Source organism: Microbacterium sp. bgisy203, assembly GCF_965345155.1.
GTDB lineage: Bacteria > Actinomycetota > Actinomycetes > Actinomycetales > Microbacteriaceae > Microbacterium.
The window spans coordinates 694,000-717,906 of the sequence record NZ_CBDRLZ010000001.1; the positions used below are offsets into that span (position 1 = coordinate 694,000).

Annotated in this window: 23 protein-coding genes; 10 read left to right on the forward strand and 13 right to left on the reverse strand. The window is 71.3% G+C overall.

Annotated elements, in window-relative coordinates:
- Positions 1-423 precede the first annotated feature (423 nt).
- On the reverse strand, positions 424-4,119 hold the full coding sequence (locus ACRVYW_RS03345; protein ID WP_431801654.1) for an AAA family ATPase: 3,696 nt from the start codon (positions 4,117-4,119) through the stop codon (positions 424-426).
- 211 nt (positions 4,120-4,330) lie between these two features.
- Here ACRVYW_RS03345 and ACRVYW_RS03350 point away from each other — a divergent pair, with 211 nt between their 5' ends.
- Positions 4,331-4,909 (forward strand): methylated-DNA--[protein]-cysteine S-methyltransferase, encoded by a 579-nt coding sequence (locus ACRVYW_RS03350; protein WP_431801656.1) that lies wholly within the window; start codon positions 4,331-4,333, stop codon positions 4,907-4,909.
- A gap of 114 nt (positions 4,910-5,023) precedes the next feature.
- On the opposite strand, the gene ACRVYW_RS03355 is transcribed toward ACRVYW_RS03350, so the two are convergent.
- Both ACRVYW_RS03355 and ACRVYW_RS03360 read right to left on the reverse strand, forming a co-directional pair.
- Positions 5,024-6,658 carry a solute symporter family protein gene (locus ACRVYW_RS03355; RefSeq protein WP_431801658.1) on the reverse strand — a complete coding sequence of 545 codons (1,635 nt, stop codon included), beginning with the start codon at positions 6,656-6,658 and terminating at the stop codon, positions 5,024-5,026.
- On the reverse strand, positions 6,655-7,005 hold the full coding sequence (locus tag ACRVYW_RS03360) for a DUF485 domain-containing protein (protein WP_431801660.1): 351 nt from the start codon (positions 7,003-7,005) through the stop codon (positions 6,655-6,657). The genes ACRVYW_RS03355 and ACRVYW_RS03360 overlap by 4 nt, the downstream gene beginning before the upstream one ends.
- Positions 7,006-7,134: 129 nt before the next feature.
- Between ACRVYW_RS03360 and ACRVYW_RS03365 the strand changes: the two genes are divergently transcribed.
- Entirely contained in the window at positions 7,135-7,989 is an 855-nt protein-coding gene (locus ACRVYW_RS03365) for a LuxR C-terminal-related transcriptional regulator (RefSeq protein ID WP_431801661.1), read from the forward strand.
- 27 nt (positions 7,990-8,016) lie between these two features.
- Positions 8,017-8,385: a histone-like nucleoid-structuring protein Lsr2 gene (locus ACRVYW_RS03370; RefSeq protein WP_431801663.1), complete on the forward strand. Its 369-nt coding sequence runs from the start codon at positions 8,017-8,019 to the stop codon at positions 8,383-8,385.
- 20 nt (positions 8,386-8,405) lie between these two features.
- Here ACRVYW_RS03370 and ACRVYW_RS03375 read toward each other — a convergent pair whose 3' ends face one another.
- Genes ACRVYW_RS03375 through ACRVYW_RS03385 form a run of 3 tightly spaced genes read right to left on the reverse strand, consistent with a single transcriptional unit; the run spans position 8,406 to position 10,467 of the window.
- The gene (locus ACRVYW_RS03375) at positions 8,406-9,293 is read right to left on the reverse strand and encodes a polysaccharide deacetylase family protein (protein ID WP_431801664.1); all 888 of its coding nucleotides are present in this window, start codon (positions 9,291-9,293) and stop codon (positions 8,406-8,408) included.
- A complete protein-coding gene (locus ACRVYW_RS03380; RefSeq protein ID WP_431801666.1) occupies positions 9,188-9,937 on the reverse strand; it encodes a hypothetical protein in 750 nt (249 codons plus the stop codon). Before ACRVYW_RS03380 ends, ACRVYW_RS03375 begins: the two co-directional genes overlap by 106 nt.
- On the reverse strand, positions 9,934-10,467 hold the full coding sequence (locus ACRVYW_RS03385; protein WP_431801668.1) for a hypothetical protein: 534 nt from the start codon (positions 10,465-10,467) through the stop codon (positions 9,934-9,936). Before ACRVYW_RS03385 ends, ACRVYW_RS03380 begins: the two co-directional genes overlap by 4 nt.
- 122 nt (positions 10,468-10,589) lie before the next feature.
- On the opposite strand from ACRVYW_RS03385, the gene ACRVYW_RS03390 reads away from it, so the two are divergent.
- Positions 10,590-11,300: a DsbA family protein gene (locus tag ACRVYW_RS03390; protein ID WP_431801669.1), complete on the forward strand. Its 711-nt coding sequence runs from the start codon at positions 10,590-10,592 to the stop codon at positions 11,298-11,300.
- Positions 11,301-11,346: 46 nt separating this feature from the next.
- Here the strand turns inward: ACRVYW_RS03390 and ACRVYW_RS03395 are convergent, their stop codons facing one another.
- Together ACRVYW_RS03395 and ACRVYW_RS03400 are read right to left on the reverse strand one after the other, a co-directional pair.
- Positions 11,347-12,723 carry a M20/M25/M40 family metallo-hydrolase gene (locus ACRVYW_RS03395; RefSeq protein ID WP_431801671.1) on the reverse strand — a complete coding sequence of 459 codons (1,377 nt, stop codon included), beginning with the start codon at positions 12,721-12,723 and terminating at the stop codon, positions 11,347-11,349.
- A gap of 41 nt (positions 12,724-12,764) precedes the next feature.
- Entirely contained in the window at positions 12,765-14,165 is a 1,401-nt protein-coding gene (locus ACRVYW_RS03400; protein WP_431801672.1) for an SLC13 family permease, read from the reverse strand.
- A gap of 49 nt (positions 14,166-14,214) precedes the next feature.
- Here ACRVYW_RS03400 and ACRVYW_RS03405 point away from each other — a divergent pair, with 49 nt between their 5' ends.
- Positions 14,215-15,804, forward strand: a complete 1,590-nt coding sequence (locus tag ACRVYW_RS03405) for a catalase (RefSeq protein ID WP_431801674.1) — start codon at positions 14,215-14,217, stop codon at positions 15,802-15,804.
- Between the two features lie 57 nt (positions 15,805-15,861).
- Here ACRVYW_RS03405 and ACRVYW_RS03410 read toward each other — a convergent pair whose 3' ends face one another.
- The 3 genes from ACRVYW_RS03410 to ACRVYW_RS03420 form a co-directional block, all read right to left on the reverse strand.
- The gene (locus ACRVYW_RS03410; RefSeq protein ID WP_431801676.1) at positions 15,862-16,302 is read right to left on the reverse strand and encodes a hypothetical protein; all 441 of its coding nucleotides are present in this window, start codon (positions 16,300-16,302) and stop codon (positions 15,862-15,864) included.
- A gap of 102 nt (positions 16,303-16,404) precedes the next feature.
- The gene (locus ACRVYW_RS03415; protein WP_431801678.1) at positions 16,405-17,139 is read right to left on the reverse strand and encodes a YidC/Oxa1 family membrane protein insertase; all 735 of its coding nucleotides are present in this window, start codon (positions 17,137-17,139) and stop codon (positions 16,405-16,407) included.
- 73 nt (positions 17,140-17,212) lie between these two features.
- On the reverse strand, positions 17,213-17,500 hold the full coding sequence (locus tag ACRVYW_RS03420; protein ID WP_431801680.1) for a DUF6412 domain-containing protein: 288 nt from the start codon (positions 17,498-17,500) through the stop codon (positions 17,213-17,215).
- 102 nt (positions 17,501-17,602) lie between these two features.
- Between ACRVYW_RS03420 and ACRVYW_RS03425 the strand changes: the two genes are divergently transcribed.
- Positions 17,603-17,908, forward strand: coding sequence for a hypothetical protein (locus tag ACRVYW_RS03425; protein ID WP_431801682.1), 306 nt, complete (start codon positions 17,603-17,605; stop codon positions 17,906-17,908).
- A gap of 28 nt (positions 17,909-17,936) precedes the next feature.
- Here the strand turns inward: ACRVYW_RS03425 and ACRVYW_RS03430 are convergent, their stop codons facing one another.
- Together ACRVYW_RS03430 and dinB are read right to left on the reverse strand one after the other, a co-directional pair.
- A complete protein-coding gene (locus ACRVYW_RS03430) occupies positions 17,937-18,866 on the reverse strand; it encodes an NAD-dependent epimerase/dehydratase family protein (RefSeq protein WP_431801684.1) in 930 nt (309 codons plus the stop codon).
- A gap of 118 nt (positions 18,867-18,984) precedes the next feature.
- Entirely contained in the window at positions 18,985-20,181 is a 1,197-nt protein-coding gene (gene dinB / locus ACRVYW_RS03435; protein WP_431801686.1) for a DNA polymerase IV, read from the reverse strand.
- 130 nt (positions 20,182-20,311) lie between these two features.
- Between dinB and ACRVYW_RS03440 the strand changes: the two genes are divergently transcribed.
- The 4 genes from ACRVYW_RS03440 (at position 20,312) to ACRVYW_RS03455 (ending at position 23,631) form a co-directional block, all read left to right on the forward strand.
- Complete coding sequence (locus ACRVYW_RS03440) at positions 20,312-21,217, forward strand: hypothetical protein (RefSeq protein ID WP_431801688.1); 906 nt, start codon at positions 20,312-20,314, stop codon at positions 21,215-21,217.
- Positions 21,210-21,620, forward strand: coding sequence for a GIY-YIG nuclease family protein (locus ACRVYW_RS03445; protein WP_431801690.1), 411 nt, complete (start codon positions 21,210-21,212; stop codon positions 21,618-21,620). Before ACRVYW_RS03440 ends, ACRVYW_RS03445 begins: the two co-directional genes overlap by 8 nt.
- 82 nt (positions 21,621-21,702) lie before the next feature.
- On the forward strand, positions 21,703-22,641 hold the full coding sequence (locus ACRVYW_RS03450; protein WP_431801691.1) for an ADP-ribosylglycohydrolase family protein: 939 nt from the start codon (positions 21,703-21,705) through the stop codon (positions 22,639-22,641).
- A 45-nt stretch (positions 22,642-22,686) separates the two neighbouring features.
- Positions 22,687-23,631, forward strand: coding sequence for a phosphotransferase family protein (locus ACRVYW_RS03455; protein ID WP_431801693.1), 945 nt, complete (start codon positions 22,687-22,689; stop codon positions 23,629-23,631).
- The last annotated feature ends 276 nt before the right edge of the window (positions 23,632-23,907 follow it).

Genomic DNA, 23,907 nt, shown 5'->3' on the forward strand with positions numbered 1-23,907 from the left:
CCCCCGGTCGTTGAGCGAGCGGCTCCGCCGCGAGTCGAAACGCCCCACCACGTTTCGACTCGCTGCGCTCGCTCAACGACCGGATCAGCTGCACCACGCCCCCGGCCGCCCCGCGAGCCGCACCAACGCCCACTCCCCGGTCGTTGAGCGAGCGGCTCCGCCGCGAGTCGAAACGCCCCACATCAGTAGTGCGGCGGAACGTCGCGGCGCATCCGCTCGTCGTTCGGGCCCGACGCGCCGCCCTCGCCTCCGGCAGAGGCCGCAGCGCCGTCCGCAGTCCCGGACGAGCCCGGCATCTCCGGGTCGGGGTCGGTCCCCGGCACCGGCGTCAGCTGCGCGCGCCGTGCACCGCGTACCCGCACGACCCGCTGGCGCGGAGCGCCCGGGGACGGAGCGCCCGGCGACGACTCGGCAACCGGCTCGTCACTCGACGACATCGATCGGCTGCGTCTGCGTCTCGGCGGTCGGCGCCTCCGGCGGCACCCCGAGGATCGCCGCGATCCGCTCCGCGACGCCCGCCGGGTCGCTGTAGAGGTCGAACGCGTGCACGCGGATGTAGTGCCAGCCGAGCCGGCGGAGCACCTGCGGGCGCAGGCGCAGGGTCTCGCGCAGCGTGTCGTGCGCCGTGTCCGAGTCGCTTTCGGCGACGACGGCCTTGCCGCGGTACTGGGCGACGATCGGCAGCTGGCCGCGGTAGTCGACGTCGACCGCGACACCGCGCGCGCGCAGATGCCGGGCGAGCGAGAGGGTGAGCGGGTCGGCGAGGTCTTCGAGCCGCGCCTCGCGCGCCCGGGCGGCGATGCCGCCGAGGATCGACATGAGTCGCGACGCGCCCGACGCGAGCCGGCTCTCGTCGAAGCTCGACGGGCGGATCGACGAGACGATCACCATCGACCGGCGCGCGCGCGTCATGCCGACCGTGAGGAGCCGCTCCCCGTCCTCGCCGGAGAGGTCGCCGAAGTCGCTGAGGACGCGTCCGTGCTTCGTGAGGCCGAACCCGAGCGAGAAGACGACGCGGTCGCGGCTCTCGGCGACCGACTCCTCGAGCCCGAGCACGGCGAAGGGTTCCGCCGTGTCCCGCCCCACGAAGTCGGCGACGTCGGCGCGTCCCGCGAAAGCGGCGGAAACGGCCGCGCGCACACGCTCGGCATGACGGGTGGATGCCGTGACCACCATGAGCGACTCGGTGGGTCGGTTGACGGCGTGTTCGACGACGAGCGTCACGACGCGGGCGACCTCGGCATCCGGGCTCTCCACCGCGCCGGTGACGGGGTCGGGCGTTCCGTGCCCGCCCTCGACGTAGTCGACGCTGAGGCTGCCGCGCCCGAGATATGAGCCGGCCCACGGGAGCGACACGAGCCGCCCGTCGTAGAAGGCGGAGTTGACGAGCTCGGCGAGGTCCTCCCCGCCGGCCCGGTAGCTGCGCGTGAGCGTCTCGGAGGGCACGAGCTCGGCGAGGCGCTCGAAGACGCTCACGTCGTCGAAGTCCACTTCGGGCTCGTCGCCCGGCTGCGGGGCGCCAGAGGCGACCCGGAAGGGAGTGGGCTTCTGCGTCACGGGGTCGCCGAAGGCGACGACCTGGTGCGCGCGCCGGAGAGCGGGCGCGGCCTCGGCGAGGCAGAGCGCCGCGGCATCCGCGATCACGACGACGTCGAAGGCCGCGTCGAGCGGGATCGCCGGCACCTCGTAGGGCGAGGCGAGCCACACCGGCGCGAGGGTGCGGACGAGCGCGGGGGCCGCGTGAACGATTTCCGCGGGGGTCGCGACGCCGGCGCGGAGGGCGTGCTTCAGGGCACCGACCTCGTGCGCCTCGTCGACGACCGCGATCTTCCACTGCGTCGCGAGCTCGGCGGCCAGGAGCGGACCGGCCGACCCGGCGTGGGCCTCGTCGACGAGGCGGAAGTCGCGTTCGAGACGGTCGACGACCGAGGTGTTCGCACCCAGCAGCGCGCGGTCGGTGCGGAGCATCGCCTCGAGCGCCGACTGCCACCACGCGAACTCGAACTCCGCCGCGACCTCGCTCTCGGGGACGTGACGCACCGACAGCTCGGTGAGGAGGCCGTCGAGTCCGAGCTCGGCGAGGCGGCTGCGGAGCTCGGCGCGCTCGACGAGATTGTCGAACACCTCCGACTCGGCGGCGAGGCCCGCGAGGGTGCGGAGCAGATGCGGGATCGGGAGCGACGCGAGCGGCTGCGTGCGGCCGAGCGCCGCGTCGAGCGAGGCGAGGTCGGCGTCGACGCGCTGCCACGCCGTCGCGACGTCGTCGAGGCCGATCGGCACCTCGGGGAGCACGCCCGGGTCGACGAGCTGCTGCCACGTCGCGCGCTGCTGCTGCACGCGCAGGAGGGACTCGTGCATGTCGGAGATGTGCATGCCGGGGCGGACGTACTCGCGCGAGAGGTTCTTGAGGCGCCGGCGCTGCGCCCCCGACATGTCCGGGGCGTCCCGCCGCGCGGCGTGCGCGGTGATGAGCTCCTGCAGCGGGCGCTCGAAGACCGTCATGCTGAACCGGTCGAGCGAGGCCCGAATGCCCTGCAGCAGCCGGATGTAGGCGCCGAGCTCGGCGACGGTCGTGAAGGGCCGCATGCGGGTCTGCGCGATGAGCTCATAGCCGCGTTCCAGGATGCCGGGGACTTCGCTCCGGTGCAGTCGCTGCGCGAGGGCGTGCGCGTCGGTCGCCTGCTGCGTCGTCTCGAACGCGACGGCATACCACGGCGAGTCGTCCGGCCCGAAGCGGAACTCTCCGAGCGTCGCCGCGGTCGCGAGGAGCTCGGCGGCTTCGGTGCGCCGATGGGCGAGCGTCTGCAGGGTGCGCAGGTCGAAACGGGTCTCGGCGGCCGGCTGCGGGTCGTGGCTCGTGATCGTCGTGAGCGTGCGGAGCGCCTCGATCGGCGAGATGCCGAGCTGGGCGTGCCGGCCGGTCAGCGCGTCGCGGTAGTCGCGCAGAACGGTCCGGAGGCGCACGAGCGCGTCGTCGACGTCGGCGACCTTCGGTTGCTCGGCCTTCTCGTTGCGTCCGATCGCACGGATGAGGTCTCGGTGCAGCTGCGTCGGCGAGACGGCGAGCGCCGGCAGGCCGATCCCCGCGAGACGGTGCCGCACGCCCTCGAGGGTCGAGCGGCGCGCGCTGACGACCAGCACGCGCTTTCCCGCGCGGACGAGCTCGCCGACCGCGTTGATGACGGTCTGCGTGCCGCCGGTCCCGGGGAGGGTCTGCACCGTCAGCGACTGCCCGGCGAGGATGCGGGCGAGCACCGCCTCCTGCTCGGCGTCGGCGTCGAGCAGCAGTCGGTCGGATGCCGGGGGCCGGTCGTCGGCGCCGACGAGCGGCGAGAGGGGGCGCAGCCGCGCGAGCTCCTCCCGATCGGTCGCGTGCCCGGCGAGCGCGTTCAGGATCGGGTGGTCCCGGTCGTCGGCGTCGCGCACCATCTCGGAGGCGGCGTCGGCGAACGTCGAGACCACGAGGCGCGGATGCACCGTGAAGGTGTCGATGTGGGCCGTCAGCGCGCGCAGGTGGTCGATGACCGGCTGCGGCTTGAAGACGCCGTCCTCGTGCGCGAGCTCGGCGAGCGCACGTCCGTCGAGGGCGATGCCGAAGTGGGTGCGCGCCGCCACGACGAGCTCGGGGTTGATCGTGAAGGAGCCGTGCAGGCGCAGGTCGAAGTCGAGGTGGTGGCGCCGGATGATGAGGGGTCGTAGCAACACGGGCGCGGAGAACGGCGCCCCGCCGATCTTCCAGCCCGCGATCCCGACGGCGAGGTGCACGGTGTCGAGCCCCCGCGCGGTGCGCAGCTCCACGTCTTTCGCCGCGATCCGCTCGGCGGCGCGCCGCGCGGCGAGGAGGGCGACCTCGTCGCGGAACAGGTTGGAGAGGAGCGTGGGTCGTCCGGTGATGAACTGCGGGAGACTCCCCGGGTGCGCCTTCGTGATGTCGATGCCGGCGTCACCGGCATCCGTGTAGTGCAGGAGCGTCGACGGCCCGCCCAACTGTCCGGCCTCCTCGCGCAATCGCGCACGCTCGGCGCGGGCGACATGGGTCACCACGACCCCCGGCTCGGACAGATCGAGGTCGGCCGGGGTCACCGAGTACTCGTGCTCGGCATCGTTCACGCCGCGCACGGCGCCACCGTTCGCTCGCCACACACTCGACACCCTAGGCGCGACCGGCGCGAGAATCTCGTTAGTCCGCCGGGTTTTGCGCTATTGAGGCGCACGCGCCCCCAGAGCCGCGTTGCCATCGACTCCTCCCCAGGCGGCGGATTCGCCGATTCGTCCACAGATCGCCCGGCGCGGGCGCCTCGCATCGGAGCGGCGCGACATCATGGGAGCCATGTCCGCACTCCCCTCCCCCTCGGCCGCATACTCGGTGCACCCGACACCGATCGGCGAGGCCCTCGTCGTCGTCACCGACGCGGGCCTCGCCGTCCTCGAGATCCTCGAGGACCACGCGGGCGCGGCCGAAGGCGCGCTCGAACGGGCCGCGCTCGCGCTGCGCACGGCGCCCGAGCCGGATGCCGACGCCACGGCATCCGTCCGCACACAGCTCGACGAGTACTTCGCCGGGATCCGCCGCCGGTTCGAGGTGCCCCTCGACCTGCGCGTGGGCGGGTTCGTCCGCGCCGCGCTCGACGCGGTGTGCGAGATCCCCTACGGCGAGGTCGCCTCGTACGCCGAGGTCGCGATCGCCGCCGGGTCTCCCGGCGCGAACCGTGCCGTGGGGACCGCCTGCGCGCGCACCCCGATCTCGATCATCGTTCCCGCGCACCGCGTGGTGCGCAGCGACGGCTCGATCGGCGACTACGGCGGGCATCCCGAGCGCAAGCGCCACCTGCTCGATCTGGAGGCGCGGGTGACAGAGGCCTCGTCCTCGCCGGGGGCGCCGGCGACACAGACGTCGCGGGCCGTGTAGGCCGGCCGCGACGAGCGAGCGGCCCCGGGCGCACCTCCTTGCGACAGGAAGGAATGCCCGGGGCCGCCGCGTCCTCACGCCGTGACGTCGCGTCAGCGCGTCATCACCGGCATCTCAGTGGTCGACCGCCTTCTCGGCGCCGTAGCCCGTGAGCGAGCGCACCTCCATCTCGGCCGCCTTCTCCGGGTCTTCCGCCGTGCGGGAGGTCACCGATCCGAGCCAGCCGAGGAAGAACCCGAGCGGGATCGAGACGATGCCGGGGTTGTTCAGCGGCCAGATCGCCGTGCCGACGTTCTTGAACACGCTCGTCTCGGTGCCCCAGAACACGGGCGAGAGGACGATGAGGATGATGGCGGCGGCGAGGCCCCCGTACATGCTCCACACCGCGCCACGGGTCGTGAACTTCCGCCAGTACAGCGAGTAGAGGATCGTCGGCAGGTTCGCCGAGGCGGCGACCGCGAAGGCCAGCGCGACGAGGAACGCGACGTTCTGCCCCTGCACGCCGATGCCGCCGAGGATCGCCAGGATGCCGATGACGATCACGGTGCGACGGGCGACCTTGACCTCGCCGTCCGGCGGGACGTTCCCCTTCTTCACGACGTTCGCATAGATGTCGTGGGCGAACGAGGCTGCCGCCGTGATCGTGAGACCGGCGACGACCGCGAGGATCGTCGCGAATGCGACGGCGGAGATGAACCCGAGCAGGAGCGGCCCGCCGAGCTCGAACGCCAGCAGCGGTGCTGCGGAGTTCACGCCCCCGGGCGCGTTCTTGATCGTGTCGGGGCCGACGAGGTAACCCGCACCGTAGCCGAGGACGAGGGTGAGCAGGTAGAAGAGCCCGATGAGCCAGATCGCCCACACGACCGAGCGACGTGCTTCCTTGGCGGTGGGCACGGTGTAGAAGCGCATCAGCACGTGCGGGAGGCCAGCCGTGCCGAGGACGAGCGCCGTCGCGAGCGACACGAAGTCCCACGGGTTCTTTCCGTACTGCAGACCCGGCTCGAGGATCGCCTCCTTGGGGGTCGACGTCGATGCGGCGACGGCGTTTTCGAGCAGCGTGTTGAGGCTGAAGCCGTTGAGCGCGAGCACCCAGATGGTCATGACGACCGCACCGCCGATGAGGAGGAACGCCTTCACGATCTGCACCCAGGTGGTGCCCTTCATGCCGCCGATGAGGACGTACACGATCATGAGGAGCCCGACGACGGCGACGACGACGGACTGACCGATCTGCTCGTGGATGCCGAGCAGCAGCGAGACGAGTCCGCCGGCGCCGGCCATCTGCGCGAGCAGGTAGAAGAAGCAGACGGCGAGGGTCGTGATGGCCGCCGCCATGCGCACGGGCCGCTCCTTGAGACGGAAGGAGAGGACGTCGGCCATCGTGAACTTGCCGGTGTTGCGCATGAGCTCGGCGACGAGCAGCAGCGCGACGAGCCACGCGACGAGGAAGCCGATGGAGTAGAGGAACCCGTCGTAGCCGTTGATCGCGATCGCGCCGACGATTCCGAGGAAGGATGCCGCGGAGAGGTAGTCGCCCGAGATCGCGAAGCCGTTCTGCGGGCCGGTGAAGGATCGATCGGCCGCGTAGTAGTCGGCCGCCGTCTTGTTGTTGCGGCTCGCGCGGATGACGATGAAGAGCGTCACCGCGACGAAGGCGCCGAAGATCGAGATGTTGAGCACCGGGTTGTTCTCGACGGTGTCGACGGCCGCCGCGGCGGCATCCCATACGGACTGCGTCAACGCGCTCATGCGCTCGGCTCCAGTTCCTCGAGCTCTTCACGGATCTTCGCCGACAGCGGGTCCACTCGCCTGTTCGCGTAGGAGACGTACCACATCGTGATGGCGAAGGTCGTGACGAATTGGCCGAGACCCATCAGCAGACCCACGTTGATGAGGCCCCACACCGGCGTCGACATGAACTCGCCGGCGAACGACGAGAGCAGCACGTAGGTGAAGTACCAGACGAGGAACGCGATGGTGAGCGGCCAGACGAAGCTGCGATGCCGCCTTTTCAGCTCGACGTACTCGGGCGATCTCTCGACCGCGACGTAGTCGATGCCGCCCGAGGGACGGGCATCGGTGGACGATCCTGACATGTGGCCTCCTTGCCTCATGGGGGGTCGGGCGTGCGCCCGGACGCCCGGTCGACGTCGTCCGGGCGCGTGGTAACGTCGACGCTACGAAACCGGGTGACGCAGTCGTCACCCCCGGAAGTGGGTAGTGGGATGGCACCTTCTGGCGTCGCCTCCGAAGCCGATCTCCTGACGCGCGCGGTCGGCGACCTCGCGACGCGCACGGGACTGCCCGTCGCGTTCGGCGGGTACGAGCAGTCGGGCGCGATCGATGTGACCTCTGTCGTCGGCAACCGCACAGGGCACCTCTCGACCCTCGTGGTCGAGCCGACGCGCGGCCTCGGCGGACGGGCGTTCGTCGAGCGGCGTCCGCGCCTCGCCCTCGACTACCGGTCATCGCGCAACATCACCCACGACTACGACCGCGCCGTCCTCGGCGAAGGCATCGCGACGCTGTTCGCCGTGCCGGTGCTCGTCGCGGGGCTTCCGCGCGGCGTGCTGTACTGCGGCTCGTGGGCGCAGACCGCCTTCGGCGAGCAGACCGCACGCGCAGCGCTCCAGGTCGCCGCCGACCTTGCGACCGAGCTGCGCGTCAACGACGAGGTATCACGTCGCGTGAGCCGACTCGCCCCCGCGGCCCCCGCCCCGGGCCTCGACGCAGCATCGCGCGAAGAGCTGCGCGAGGCATACGCCGAGCTGCGCCGGATCGGCGCAGAAGTGGCGGATGCCGGCATCCGTCGACGCCTCGAGGCGATCGAAGAGCGCCTCGCGACGCTGTCGCACGACCGCGCGGAACCCGAGGCGGCCCTCGACGTGCGCCTCTCGCCGCGCGAGACGGATGTGCTCGCGTGCGCGGCGCTGGGGCAGACCAATGCCGAGATCGCCGCGCACCTGACGCTGCGCGAAGGCACGGTGAAGTCGTACCTGCAGGCGGCGATGGCGAAGCTCGACGCCGCGACCCGGCACGCCGCGGTCACGAAGGCGCGCCGCGCCGGCCTTCTCCCCTAGCCGCGCCCGCGTCAGTAGGCTCTGGCCATGGCTCGCAGAATCGTGCATCAGCTCGTGGACGACCTCGACGGCACCGTGTTGGAGGTCGGCTCGGGTGAGACCGTGCTGTTCTCGCTCGACGGGACGGCGTACGAGATCGACCTCACCGACGAGAACGCCGAGGCGCTGCGCGCCGCGCTCGCTCCCTACGTCGCCGCGGGGCGGTCGGTGTCGGCGCGGCCGGCCGGCGGTGGCACGCGCACCGGGTCGGCGGGTGGCGGCGGCCGCAAGCAGAAGCGCGCCGGCCAGCGCGACTACGCGCCGGTCCGCGCGTGGGCGGCCGAGAACGGGTACGAGCTCTCCGAGCGCGGGCGCGTGCCGGCCTCCGTGCTCGAGGCCTACGACGCAGCTCACTGACCTCCGCGGGGTACCTGCCCTCAGTCGAGCGGGCCGTGCCGCACGATGCCCGGCGGCACATGACCGTCGAACAGCGCGTCGACCGTGACGAGGGAGAAGCCCCGATCGCGCAGACCCGCCACCACGTCGGCGAAGACGCTCTCAGTGACCGGCTGGATGTCGTGCATGAGCATGATCGTCTGGGGATTCGGGCGGTCGATCGCGTAGCGCTTCAGCGACTCCGCGTCCGGGCCCGCCCAGTCGCGCGTGTCGACGCTCCAGAGGATCGCGCTCTGCCCGGCGAGCGCCACGACGTGGTCGTCGACGTATCCGCCGGGCGGCCGGAAGAACGGGATCGGCTGCCCCGACAGCCGTTCGAGCAGAGCACGCGTGTTCCCGAGCTGCGCCTGGATCTGCGTGTCGGTGAGGTCGGTGAGGTATGGGTGATCCCAGGTGTGGTTGCCGATCTCGTGCCCCTCGGCGGCGACGCGCGCGACGGTGTCGGGGTGGTTCTGCGCGTTCTTGCCGAGCATGAAGAACGTCGCCGCCGAGTGCTGGTCGCGGAGCACGTCGAGGAACGCCGGGGTCAGCGTCGAGGGTCCGTCGTCGAGGGTCATCGCCATGCGCGGGACGAGGTCGCACGGCGTCCGCTCGAACCCGGCGCCTGCGCTCGTGGGGCCTGTGAAGGGTCCGGATGCCGTCGCCACGGCGCGTCCGAGATCGGTGAGCACCGGTGAGATCTCGTCTGGGGTGAACTCCACGAACAGCGCGCGATCGGTGCCCCGCGCGTTCCAGCGGACGAGTCCGTCGAGTTCGGGGGCGCTCAGGCCCGCGGGCACCGGCACCGACACGGCGCCGTCCGCGAAGCGCGCGCGCCCGAGCTCTCCGGCGAGGGCCGCGGCGACCTGATCGGCATCCGGCGGCTGCACGCTCTCGAGCGACAGGCTCCCGCGTCACGACGCAACACGTCGACCATCTCGGTCCAGAGCGCCGGGACGTCGGCGAAGAGGTCGGATGCCGTGCCGACGACACCCGTCGAGAGGTCGGTGTAAACGGTCTCGGCCGAGTCGGAGGTGACGAAGCCGGCGGACCCGATGACGGTGCGGAGGGTCTCGGCGAACACCGCTCCGCGCGCGACGGTGACCTCGCAGACGACGACCGTGCCGGCGCGGTCGCCGAGAACGTCGGCCGCCAGCTCGGTCGCCGCACCCGCCGTGCAGCCGCGCTCGGCGAGCCCCGCGCCGGCGGGGAAGGCCTCGGGCCGATAGGCGGCGCCGGAGGCATCCGACCGCACCGCGACGGCATCCCGCACCGCCTTCTCGATGACATCGTTGATGGGCTGATCGCCGGGAAGGGCGGACCAGCGGGCGTCGATCCCGACCGTGTCGTTCCGCAGGCGCTGATCGACGGTTCCTGGCGCCGCGTCCGCCGCAGAGGCGGGCTCCGTCGTCACCGTGCCGATCACCGGCCACGCGGTGGGCTCCCAGCCGGGGTCGGTCGCGGGAGCGCACGCGCTGATGCCGAGGAGCATGGCCGCGACGGCGAGCGCGGCGGCGGCGCGCCGCGCGATCACGGCGTCACCCCGGCGGACGTGACGACGACGTGGGAGAGGAGCAGCGCGAGTTCCGCGTCGTAGCCGGTGGTCGGTCGCGCGTCGAAGAGGACGGCGGCCCCGCCCGCGACGACCGCGCCGACCGTCGCGTCGTCGTCGACGGCGCGCGTGTGAAGCACGCGGGTAGCGCCGACCGGCTCGACGTCGAAGGGCGCAACGGCGCCCCCCGCCCGCTCTCGCACGGCCGCCTCCGCATCATCCGTCCGGACGACGGTGAAGGCGACGGTCATCTCGCCGTCGGGACTCCGGACGGTCGCGGATGCCGCATCGAACGGGTCGACGAGGTACGACCAGCCGTCCTCAACGGTGATCTGCCCCGCCGCGCCCGTCGTCGCGACGCGAATCTCCGTCGGACCGGCGGCGACCTCGGTCTGCGCGGCGCGGACGATCTGCGGCACGACGAAGACGGCGCCGACGGCGAGAGCGACGAGGACGGTCGCCCCGACGATGAGCGACACCACGAGAGGAACGCGCGATCGCCTGCGGGACACGGAGCGATCTTGACACGCACCTCCGACATGGCACGCGCGACGCGCGCGATCTCTGGCGGATACTCAGACTCCGTCCGTAAAATGAGGTCTGACCACAATAGACGCTTTCCGAGGAGACCACCGTGCGCCGCGCTCGTCCGTCCACCCGTCTGTTCGTGACCGCCGTCGCCGCCGGCACACTCCTCCTGTCGGGGTGCGCCGCGGGGTCCGACCCGGCGCCCACCACTCCCCCGGCATCCTCCGCCTCAGCCGCCACCCCCGCAGGCGCGACGGAGTACGGACTCCACTCGGGGACGGGACACGTGTCGATCCAGCTGTGGACCGACCTGTCGTGCCCGTACTGCCAGATGCTCGAGGCGGCGACCGGTGACATCATCGCGGACGCGGTCGCCGACGGCACGGCGACCCTCACGATCCACCCGCTGAACTTCGTGAGCGGTAAGCACGGCGACGCGACCGACTGGTCGACGCGCGGCGCGAACGCGCTCGCCGCCGCACTCGACGCCGGCGAGGGCGACGCGCTCCCCGCCTTCTACGCCATCCTGCAGGAGCACCAGACGCTCGCCGACGGCACGTCCCACCCGAGCGACGACGACATCCTCGCCTTCGCGAAGGATGCCGGAGTCCGCGCCGACATCTCCGACGCCGTCACCTCACGCCGCTTCGCCGCGTGGGTGAACGCGTCGAACGAGCATTGGCTCGGGGCGACGATCGCCGGCACCCACCAGGTCGTGCAGGGCGTGCCGATCCTCGTCGTCGACGGAACGGTGATCGACCTGTCCTCCGGCGATGTCGTCAGCCGCCTGCAGGCAACAATCGACGCCGCCCGCTGACGGGCACCCGTCGTCATCGAGCGAGCGCAGCGCGTCGAAACGCCCCTCAGTTCTTCTCGCCGGTGTTCTTCTCGCCGGTCTTCTCCCCGAGCCGCGTGAGCAGCAGCACCTGCGCCGCGATCATGCGTTCGAGCTCCGCCGGGTCGACCGACTCGTCCGAGGCGTGGATGCGCGCGTGCTCCGTGTCCTGCACGCCCCACAGCACGACCGACGCCTTCGGCGAAGCCTTCAGCAGCGACGCGACGAGCGGAATCGACCCGCCCGAGCCGATCTGCTCGACGTCTTTCCCGTAGATCTCGGCGAGCGCGGCCTCGGCATCCCCGATCGCGGGTGCGGACGTGTCGGCCTGGAAGTTGCTCCCGGCCTTCACGCGCTCGACCTCGACCTTGCAGTTCCAGGGCGTCTGGGTCTCGAGGTACGACATGAGCGCCGCCAGCTGGCCCTCGGGGTCGGCACCGGGGGCGATGCGCAGCGACAGCCGCGCCTTCACCGATGGGATGAGCACGTTCCCGCCCTCGACGGTGTTCGGCACGTCCATGCCGATGACGGTGACCGACGGCCGTGCCCAGACGCGGTCGCTGATCGTTCCCGTGCCGAGGTAGTCGACGCCGTCGAGGATCGCCGATCCCTGCCGGTAGATCGCCTCGTCCATGTCGGCGCCCGGCCACGTGCCGCTGTCGACGCCGGGGATGACGGTGTCGCCGTTCCCGTCGTGCAGCGTGTCGAGAATGCGGATCATCGCGGTCATGGCGTCGGGCGCGGCCCCGCCGAACAGGCCCGAGTGGACGGGGGCGGAGAGCGTCGAGACGGTGATCGTGCACGACACGTCGCCGCGCATCGCGGTCGTCAGCGCCGGGCGGTTGACCGCCTGCGGGCCGACGTCGGCGATGACGGCAACGTCGAAGCGGAACCGGTCGGGGTTGTGCTCGACGAACTCCTCGAGGTGCGAGATCGTCTCCTCCTCACCCTCGACGAGCACCTGGATCGAGCACGGCGGGTTTTTCGCGAGCTGCGCGATCGTCGCGTAGTGCATCGCGAGGCCCGACTTGTCATCGGCGGCGCCGCGCCCGTAGATGCGGCCGTCGTCCTTCGTCGTCGCCGTCCACGGGTCGCTCGTCCACCCCTGGTCCTCGGCGGCGGGCTGCACGTCGTAGTGCGCATACAGAAGCACGGTCGGAGACCCTTCCGGTCCCGGGATCTCGGCGACGACGGCGGGGTAGCCCCCGGGGATCTCCTGCAGCCGGGCGTTGTCTGCTCCGGCATCCTTCAGCATGTCGATCACGGCCTGCGCCATGTCGTGCACGGGCTGCTCGGGAAAGCCCGGGAAGGCGATCGAACGGATGCCGACGAGGGTCGCGTGCCGGGCGAGGACGTCGGGCATCATCGCCTTCGTCGCGGCGGTGATCTCTTCTGCGGTGGACATGGGGTCTTCCTTTCCCGGGCACGCTGGTCGGCGCCCGCGATTCAGCGCACGAACAACTGGATGACAAGGCCCGCGGCGACGACCGACACCCACGAGACGAGCATGGGGATCGTGAAGGAGTGCCAGATCGGCACGGAGGTGAGGTGGGTCGACCCCGTGAGGTCGGTCTCGACGGCGGCGATCTGCGAGCCGTTCGCGGGGAAGAACCAGACGCCGACGAGCGACGGCCACATCGCGGTGATGACGCCGATCGGCATGCCGGCACCGATCGCGATGGGGATGATCGTGTTGGTCGTCGCCGACTGGCTCGTCGTGAGGCCCGCCATGAGGAACAGAGCGACGGCGAGGAGGATCGGCGCGGTCTGAACGAGACCGCCGAGGGGCTCGACGATCGTCTCCTGGTTGGCGTTGATGAAGGTGGATGCCATCCAGGCGATGCCGAAGAGGGCCACGGCCGCGACGAAGCCCGAGGCCAGGAGCGACTGCTTCATCACGTCGCCGGACTTCACCTTGCACACCAGCATGATGATGAGCGCCGCCGAGAACATGAACAGCTGGATGACGGTCGACATACCGATCGGTTGCAGGTCGCCGTTCGCGTCGGGGAAGGCGGGGCGGAGGTTCGGGAAGAACCCCATGACGACGACCGCGAGGATCGCCGCGACGAAGATCGCGGCCGAGACGCGGCCGTTCTTCGGGACGTCCTGGGTGATCTTCTCCGTGGCGATCGAACTGCGTGTCTGCTTGCGCGCCTGCTTCGCGGCATCCGCGGGGCTCGCACCGCCCGCGATCGCGTCCTCGCGCGCCTTCTTCTCGGCGACGAGCACGGGGGTCATCTCCACCGTGCCGTCCTCGACGTGCTTGAGGTACACGGGGTCGTCGAGCAGCTCCTTGCCGATCCGCTGCTGGATGAACGAGGTCGCGATGCACGCGACGATCGCCGCGGGGACGGTGATGAGAAGGATCGATGTGAGACCGAAGCCCAGCGGCGAGGCGAGCACGAGGTAGGCCGCCATAGCCGCAGAGACCGGGCTGGACGTGATGCCGAGAGCGCTCGTGACGGTGGACGCTGCGAGCGAGCGCTCGGGGCGCTGCCCGTTGCGGTAGGCCGTCTCGTAGATGACGGGGATGAGCGCGAAGAAGATGTTCGAGGTGCCCGAGAGCGCCGTGAACGCGAAGGCGACGAGCGGCGCGACGTAGGTGAGGCGCTTGGGGTTCGCCTGGATGATCTTCGACGCGATCGACACGAGGTAGTCGATGCCGCCGGCCGCCTGCATGGCTGCCGCCGCCGTGATGACGGCGATGACGATGAAGAACGCGTCGACCGGAGGCGACCCGGGCGGCAGCCGGAAGATGAAGACGAGCACGAGCGTGCCGAACACGCCCCACAGACCCAGGCCGATCCCCCCGGTTCTGACACCGAGGACGATCGCGCCGAGCACGACGCAAGGGGGGGTGGTCCTCGCCGCGATCGCTCCGTAGCCTGGCGCTATGCCTGATCTCCCTGAGCCCACCGACGGCGAATCCATCAAGACCGCTCCCTCCGTCGAGGCCGATCTCGGCTCGACGACCGACACCGGTTCGCCGGCCCCGAGCGACCGCAACTCCCTGACGGTCGGCGCGGACGGCCCGATCCTCCTTCACGATGTCCACTTCGTGAACCAGATGGCGCATTTCAACCGCGAACGCGTCCCCGAGCGGAACGTCCATGCGAAGGGCTCGGGCGCGTTCGGCGTCTTCGAGACCACCGAGGACGTGTCGGCGTACACGAAGGCATCCCTGTTTCAACCGGGAGCGACGACGGAGATGCTCGCCCGCTTCTCGACGGTCGCGGGCGAGCAGGGGTCCCCCGACACGTGGCGCGACCCGCGCGGATTCGCGCTGAAGTTCTACACCGACGAGGGCAACTACGACCTCGTCGGCAACAACACGCCGATCTTCTTCATCCGCGACGCCATGAAGTTCCCCCACTTCATCCGCTCGCAGAAGCGGCGCGGCGGCAATGGCCTGCGCGATAACAACATGCAGTGGGATTTCTGGACGCTGAACCCCGAGTCCGCGCACCAGGTCACCTACCTCATGGGCGACCGCGGCATCCCGCGCACCTACCGTCACATGAACGGCTACGGGTCGCACACCTACCTCTGGGTGAATGCGGCAGGTGAGAAGCACTGGGTGAAGTACCACTTCCACAGCGACCAGGGCGTGGAGGGTCTGGAAGACGCCGACGCGACCCGCATCGCCGGCGAGGACGCCGACTTCCACCGTCGCGACCTGTGGGACGCAATCGAGCGCGGCGACTACCCGCGGTGGACCCTCTCGGTGCAGCTCATGCCGTACGAGGATGCGAAGACGTACCGGATCAATCCGTTCGATCTGACCAAGATCTGGCCGCACGCCGACTACCCGCTGGTCAAGGTCGGAACGATGACCCTCAACCGGAACCCCGCGAATTTCTTCGCCGAGATCGAGCAGGCCGCCTTCGAGCCGTCGGCGCTCGTCCCGGGCATCGGGTTCTCCCCCGACAAGATGCTGCTCGGCCGCGCGTTCGCCTATGCCGACACGCACCGCCACCGCATCGGCGCGAACTACCTGCAGCTGCCGGTCAACCGTCCGCATGTCGAGGTGAACACCTACACGAAGGACGGCCCGATGGCGTACGAGCACACGGGGGATGCCCCGGTGTACGCACCGAACTCGTTCGGCCGCGGATACGCCGACAACGTGGGCGAGGTCGACCCGGGCTGGGAGGTCGACGGCGCGATGGTCCGCGAGGCGTACACGCTACGGCCGGACGACGACGACTTCTCGCAGCCGGGCGCGCTCGTGCGCGACGTGTGGAACGACGAGCAGCGCGCCGCGTTCGTGAAGACGGTCGCGGGGCACCTTCTCGGCGGCGTCACGGGCGACGTGCTCGAGCGGGCGTTCGCGTACTGGAAAGCCGTCGATCAGGCCACCGGGGCCGAGATCGAGAAGCTCGTCCGGGCAGACGCCGACCTCGGAGCTCCCGGCGCGCAGCCGGACGCCGCCGCCGCGAACGCAGACGACCCGATCGTCGAGCCCGACACGCACGCCGGGTGAGAGCGCACCCGCCCAGAGCGGGTTCGAGCGGCCCCTCGCGCGCGAGCGCGGGGGGCCCTACTCGTGGACCTCATCGACGAGGGTGAGCTCGGTGTCGTCGATGCGGATCGTGAGAGGTTCGGTCGTCTTCACCGAACCGGGTGTCGCGAACACGGTCGTGTGCGGCACGAGGTCGAGCGTGCAGGGCGTCTGCTCGGGCACCTCGCGCGTCTCGACGCGGACCGCGTTTCCTGCTCCCGCGCGCTCTTCGACGATCATGCGCTCTCCGACGGTGGGGCAGCTGCTGCTCCCCCACAGGACGACCGCGATCGCGCCGGCGTTCTCGAGGTAGAACGCCTCGGGCTCGCCGGTGAGCTCTGTCCCGCCGGTCTCCTCGCCGTGTCCCCCCGCGGGGCCGCCCGGGTAGCTCTCCGTCGGGGCGCCGCTCGCGCATCCCGCGAGTGCGAGCACCGCCGCGATCGCCAGGACCGCCGCACCGGTGCGTGTTCGCGTCGTCATCGTGCCACCTCCGCCGTCGTCGTGCCCTCAACATACCGAGACGCGGCGCCGTGCGGCGAAAACTCGGCCGGTCGAGTTCTCGATCCGGCCGGCGCGCGCCGGTCACGGGGATGCGAGCGGGTAGCGACGCCGCAGCACGAGCCGCTGTCCGAGCGTCCAGACGACGGTCACGGCGAGGTAGATCGCTGCGGCGAGCGGCACGAAGGCCGCGATGACCGCCGTGGTGTACTGCAGAGCTCCCAGCGCTCCCCCCGGAACCTGCGGCCCGTCGGCGGATGTCGGGACCGGAAGCAGCCGCCGCGTCGCCTCCGCGACGGCGGCGATCACCGCGATGATCACGGCGAAGACGATCGCGGTCCCGGCGCCGGCCGTCCCCTGGACGATCTCACCGGCCAGGCTCGCCCCCAGCGGGACCCCGAGCAAGGTCTCGTCGAGGAGGGCGTTGGGCCGCCCGGCGATTGAGGAGTGGATGAAGACGGTGTACAGCAGCCCGAGCACCGGGGCCTGAGCGAGCACGGGCAGACATCCGGTGAACGGCGACGCGCCTTCGGCGCGGTAGAGCGCCATCGTCTCCCGCTGCAGGCGTTCGGGGTCGCGGCGGTGCCGCTTCTGGAGGTCGCGCAGGCGCGGGGCGAGGCGGGAGCGCAGCTGTTCGGCTCGTGCGCTCGCGACGCCGAGCGGGATCAGTCCGGCCCGGACGACGAGGGTCACGAGCGCGACCGCGACGGCCGCGGAGGCGTGGCCCGAGACGGGGGCGATGAGCGACGTGACGGCCATGAGGCCGTCGTAGGTGAGGGAGACGAGGGTCGAGATGAGGGGCAGCGAGGTGAGGTCCATGAGGCATCCATCGGTCGAGGCGATCAGGGGCTGATCGGCCGCGAAGGATGCCGGGGTCTTCCCGACGGGTGGGCTACGCGGCCGAGGCCGCTGCGCTCGGACCGCGCCGGCGGATGTGCCCGTCGGCGTCGGGGTCGCTCTGGGTGAGGGGGGCTGCGCGTTCGTCGTCGCGCGTGGGATGCCGGCGGGCTCCGCCGACGCGACGCGGGGCGACGACGACGGAGGCGACGAGGAGGACGAGGGTCGCCGCGACGAGCACGGTCACCGTCACGAGTGCGCCGGCCGACGTCAGCTCGGGGACGGCGAGGATGCCGAGCGCGGCGAGTGAGGCGCGCCACAGGGAGATCAGTGTGTCGATCACGTCGCCCTCCCTGCTCGTGGTGTGTGCCCAGAGTAGCCGAAGGTCGTCGACCGGCGCGGGGCCGCCATTGCCCATCGAGCGCGGGTGTGCTGGCATGGGTGCATGCCTGTCATCGCGTACGTCCTCATCGTGATCGTCGGCGTCGCACTGTGGACCGCGTCGCTGGTCGTCGTGTCGCGCGCGAATCCCGAAGACCTCATCCCGTTCTGGCGGAACCCGCCGCACGTTCCCGGCAAGGCCCTTGCTCTGCGCGTCTTCGGGATCCTGCTGGTTGTCGGCGGAGCCACGACGGGCGGCTCGCAATACCCGGGGTCACCGCTGCCGATCATCGCCGTCGTGCTGGGGTTGCTCCTGCCTCTGCTGCTCGTCAACCTGGCCCACAACCGGCGGGTCGAGGCTCAGTCCTGACGAGCCCGGCCCGTCCGGAACGGACGGCTCAGGCTGAGCGCTCCCCCGCGATCTCGGCGAGACCCTCCGTGTACGACGTGATGCGGAAGTCAGGGAACGCGGCGGCGAACTTCGTCGAGTCGAAGAGGTTGTCGTGCGCATAGCGCGGGAGCAGTTCGCGGATCTCCCGTGCCTGCGGTGAGACGATCCCCGCGGCGCGCAGAAGCCACGCCGGGACGACCCGGTAGCGGTCCTTGGCCTCGAACGCCGCCGCGGCGTCGGCGACGAAGGTGCGATACGTCGGGTGCTCGGGCGATACCGGCAGGTGCCACGTCTGGCCGAAGGCGTCTGGCGTGTTCCCGAGCAGCGCGAGGGCGCGACTCGCGTCCGGCGTCCAGATGAGTGAGCGGCGGCGATCGTCGCGCACCGGCACGAGCGGCGTCTCGCCGGCGGCCAGCCGCTCGGTGATGAGACGGTTCGTGAAGCTCTGCGTCTTGCCCGGTCCGTAGAACTCCGGAGCGCGCGCGACGAGCACCGGGATGTCACCGCGCGCCATCTCGTCGAGCACCATCTCGGCCATCTCCGCGCGCACGCGACCCTTGGGGCCGACTGGCGCGAACCGGGTGGCCTCGGTCTGGACGCGATCGTCCTGCGGGTACATGTACGTGTTGTCGAAGTACGCGAACGCCGCGCCCGCGGCGGATGCCGCGTCGAGCGCGTGCCGCAGCATCGACGGGAAGCGGGTCTGCCACAGTTCGGTGCTCGCGGGCAGCCCCGCCGTGAAGTAGACGATGTCGCTGCCGGCGACGGCGCGTTGCGTCTGCGCCGCGTCGGTCAGATCGGCGGCCACGACGGTGTCGGTGGCGTTCACCGCGACCGGATGCCTGCTGACCAGCCGAAGCTCGGTCGTGTATTCGCGGGCCAGCTCCCGCGCGAGCTCCGTCGCTATCTGTCCGCCTGCTCCGAGAATCGTCTGCACCCTTCGATTGTCTCGCCGTTTCCCTCCTGCCGTCTCGCTCGTGCGCGCTCACTCGGACCGTCTCGCTCGGGCTCCCTCGCTCGGGCCCCCTCACTCGTGCTCTCTCGCTCGTGCCGCCTCACTCGTGCTCCGGCAGCAACGGCGCGTCCCATCCGGTGTCGCGCCCGATCTGCGTCGCCCGGGCGACAGACGCCGCCCCGAAGCGGTCGCGGACGGCATCCAGCACCGAGTCGAGCTGCGCGCCGTCGCCCCAGTCGATCGGCAGATCCGCCGGCAGCGCGTCGCCGCGCACGAGGTGCGAGAGCGAGATGCCGATCAGGCTGATGCCGCGCGCCGAGATCTCGGGCATCGCCTCGGCGAGCAGCGTGCGCGCGATGCCCCCGAGCAGCCCCGTCCGATCGGTCGCTGTTCGGAGCGTGTGCGAGCGGGCAGCGCGCGCGAAGTCGCCGAAGCGCAGTCGGAGGGTGACCGTGCGGCATCCCCGCCCTCCGTCGCGCAGTCGCCGTCCGAGGCGATCGACGATCTGGGTCAGGATGACGTCGAGCTCGTCGGGCGCGCGCGGGCGGTTGCCGAGCGCACGTTGCGAGCCGATCGACCCGCGCCGCGTCGTCGTGACGACCGGTCGCGGGTCGCGCAGCCGCGCCATCGCGTGCACGTGCGCGCCCGCCGCGCGTCCGAGCAGACGCTCCGCCGTCGCCTCTTCGAGCTCGGAGAGCTGCCCGACGGTGCGGATGCCGAGGCGATGGAGCTTCTCGGCGGTCACGGCACCGACGCCCCAGAGCCGCTCGACGGGCAGCGGGTGGAGGAACTCCTCCTCCCTTGCCGGGTCGACGCGCAGAAGCCCGTCGGGCTTGCTGACCGCGCTCGCGACCTTCGCGAGGAACTTCGTCCGCGCGATGCCGACCGAGATCGGCAGCCCCACCTCCGCCCGGATGCGCACACGCAGCGCTCGCGCGATCTCCTCGGGCTCGCCGGCGATACGCCGGAGGCCGCCGACCTCGAGGAACGCCTCGTCGATCGAGAGTCCTTCGACCAGCGGCGTCGTGTCGCGGAAGATCGCGAAGACGGCGCGGCTGGCGGCTGTGTAGGCATCCATGCGGGGAGGGACGACGACGGCGTCCGGGCACAACTCGCGCGCCTGCCGCCCGCCCATCGCGGTGCGCACCCCGCGCGCCTTCGCCTCGTAGCTCGCGGCGAGCACGACCCCGCCGCCGACGATGACCGGGCGCCCGCGGAGTTCGGGCGCGTCGCGCTGCTCGACCGACGCATAGAACGCGTCGAGGTCGGCGTGCAGCACGGTCGCCTCCCCTCGCATCTCGCCCTCCCCCGATCAGTCCGCGTGCATCGTGTACGCATGCTCACACGCATCGTCACACCGATGCTCACACGGGGCTCCGACATCGACTTTCGAACCGATGTCCGAGGCTCGACGTAGTGTGCGACGCATGGCGGAGAGGATCCAGGACTGGTGGGCGCGGCGGCAATTCTCGCGCGGGCGCGCGGTGCCGTACGAGGTCGGCGCGTACCGCGAGGCGTGGGCGTCGTTCCCGATGCTCGTGCGCCAGTATCACCCCGACCTCAATGCGGGCATCGTCTTGTCGCAGATCCCGCCCGCCGCCGACGTGCTGCTGCTGTGGCAGTGCGAGGCGGGGCACCTGTTCGTCGCGACGCCGACCGAGCAGCGCGGCCGTCCCGGCGGGCGTCGGCGCAGATCCGCCTGGTGCCCGGATTGCACTGCGGAGGCTGCGCCGTCGCGCGTGCAGCCGGCGCCGCGGCTGCCCGGGCGGCGCTTGTCCGAGGCCCGTCCGTCTGAGGCCCGTCTGTCCGGCGCGCGGATGCCGTCAGCACCGGCATCTACGCAGCGGCGCGCGTCCCCGGCATCCGCGCGCCTCTGCCGGAAGACTCCAGACGTCGCCGTCGGTACACCGTTCGTGAGCGCCTGCGCGCCGAAGCCGGCCTCAGCCGCCGAAGCGGCGCTGCGCGTGGCGGTGTTCGATGCCCTCGCCGTCACGCGCGGCATGAACGCGGTGCGCGTCGCCCGCCCCTTCTTCGACCACGTCGAGGTGTGGCCCGACATCCTCCTGCCCGAGCTGCGCGTCGCGATCGAGTACGACACCGTGGGGCGGTTCGGGCTCGAGCACGTCGGCCCGCGGGAGGAGTCCGACCGGCGGAAAGACCGCGCCCTCCGCGCTGCCGGCTGGGAGGTGGTGCGGCTGCGCACCGGCACGCTCCCCGCCCTCGGCCCGCACGACCTCACCGGCGCGACGACGAGCCGGCGCGGTATCGAACGGCTGATCGATACGCTCTGCGACATCCGCGGGCCCCTCCTCGTGGACGCCTACCGTGTCTGAGCGCTGCGTGCTGTGCGGGGCCGATGCCCTCGCGCCGAGCGCGCGCGAATGCCCCGTGTGCGGGTGGGTCGTGGGCGACGCTCCGGATGCCGAGCTGCCGCGCCCGCGCATCGATGTCGTCTACTACCTGCGCTGGGACGACCGCATCAAGATCGGCACCTCGTCGCGGCCGCGGCGGCGCCTCGCGGCAATCTGGCACCAGCAGTTGCTCGCGTTCGAGCCGGGCGACCGCACCGTCGAACGTGCGCGTCACGCGCAGTTCGCGCATCTGCGCGAGGGCGGCGAGTGGTTCCGTGCCGATGCCGAACTCGTCACGCACGCCGCCGCGCTCTCGGCCGGCGCCTCGCCGTGGGATGCCTACGCACGCTGGGTAGCCGAGGCGCTCCGTCGGAATGTGAGCTGAGCGTTGACGCCAGCGGAACTGAGGGGAGTGCGACGATGGAGACGACGCGTGCGCGCCGAGCCGTGCGCGACGGGAGGACACGATGACGCTCACCGCCGATCAACTCGACCGCGCCGTCGGCGCCGTTCTCGTCTCGGCTGCGGGCGATGCCCTGGGCTCACAGTACGAGTTCGGTCCCGCGCTTCCCGACGATGTCGACCCGGAGTACGGGACGGGCGTCTTCGGTCACGGCGTCGGCGAGTGGACCGACGACACGAGCATGGCGGTCGCGATCCTCGACCAGCTCGCCGCGGGGCGGACGCTCGAAGATCCGGATGCCGTCGCCGCGCTCGTCGCCGCGTGGCGCGAGTGGGCCCTCACCGCGAAGGACGTCGGCGCGCAGACCCGCACCGTGCTGAGCCTGCTCGGCGACGACACCGGCGAGACCGCCGCGCGCGCCGCGTCGAAGGAGAGGCACGACCGCGCCGGCCGGAGCGGCGGTAACGGGTCACTCATGCGTACCGGCCCCGTCGCGCTCGGGTACCTCGACCGGTCCCCCGCCGAGCTCGCCGAAGCCGCTCGCCGCGTTGCCGAACTCACCCACTGGGAGGACGATAACGGCGACGCCGTCGTGCTGTGGTCGCTCGCGATCCGCCACGCGATCCTCACCGGCGAGCTCGACATGCTGGGGCAGCTCGACGCCCTGCCCGCCGAGCGCCGAGATCGCTGGCGCGGTTTCATCGACGAGGCGACGGCTCCCGGCATCCACCCGCGGGACTTCCGCGCCCAGAACGGGTGGGTCGTCCGTGCGTTCCAGGGCGCGCTCGCGGCGGTCGCGGGTGCCGACTCGCCGCGCGAGGCGATCGTCCGTGCCGTGCGCGGGGGAAATGACACCGACACCGTCGCCGCGATCGCCGGCTCCCTCGCCGGTGCCGTGTGGGGCGCGAGCGCGCTACCGGATGCCGATGCGCAGGTCCTCTACGGCTGGCCCGGGATTGACGGGGATGAGCTGGCGCGGCGGGCGCGGGCGGCGGTGGCCTGACGACCTTCGAGCGAGATCTACGCACGACGGCGAGAGGATGCGGTGATGACCGATCAGAGCACGGTGCAGGGCGGCCGCAACCGGCTGACCTGGGCCGACTGCCCGCCGGAGGTGCGTGCCCGGATCGAGTCACTGTGCGGGTCAAGCGTCGTCTCAGCCGTAACGTCGTTCGGCGGCTTCTCGCCGGGTCTCGCGTCGACGCTGGTCCTCGCCGATGGTCGGACGGTGTTCGCGAAGGCGGCCTCGACCGACACGTCCGACCGCGCGCGCGATCTGTACCGGCGCGAGCGGGACATTCTCGGGCTGCTGCCCCGACAGGTTCCGCACGCGGACCTTCTGGCATCCAGCGAGTTCGACGACTGGATCGTGCTGCTGTACGCACACATCGAGGGCCGCCACCCCGTTCCCGGCGATGCCGCCGACCGTGCCGCGATGTTCGACACGTATGCCGCGCTGTCCGAGCTGCTCGACCCGAGCCCCATCGACCTTCCGCCGTTCGAAGAGGTCAGCGCCGGCAGTCTGGATGCCTGGTCGCGCGCGGGCGCCGACGCACCCGCCGCGCGTCTCGACCCGTGGATCGCCGACCACATCGACGCGGTGATCGGCTACTCCCGATCGTGGCGCGAAACCGTGCACGGGAGCGCGCTCGTCCACGGTGACCTCCGCGCCGACAACATGATGCTCGCGAGCGACGGGATGATCGTGCTGGACTGGCCCGAGGCGAGCATCGGTGCGCCGTGGCTCGATGTCGTGCTCGCACTGCCGAGCATGGCGATGTTCTCGGGAACGCCGCCGATCGAGGAGATGGGTCGACAACCAATGCTCCGCGCAGTGGATGCCTCCGCGCTGCGGTCGGTGGTCGCCGCGATGACGGGATTCTTCCTCTGCGCGTCGACGGAACCGGTGATCCCACAGCTCCCCACCCTGCGCGGGTTTCAACGCGAGCAGGGCCTTCGCGCAGCGGCGTGGCTGCGGGCGCTGTCGGAGTGATTTGGACTGGCTGTGGCCGCGGTGGGCAAGCGCCGCGCAGACCGACACCGCCGCAGGCGCACCGCACGATGGCGGGTCCGATTGGGGCGGTGCGCGTTGAGCGGACGGCTTCGAGCAATCCAGATCAGGGCGGTCTGCGCGCTCGACTCGACCGCATAGGCCGGTCCTAGCGTTGCCGCTTGCGGCATGGGCGCCCCCGCGGTGGCACGCGAATGCGCCTCGCGTGACGGAACGGACCTGAGCTACCGAGCGTGACCGCAGTGCGAAGCGAAGCAA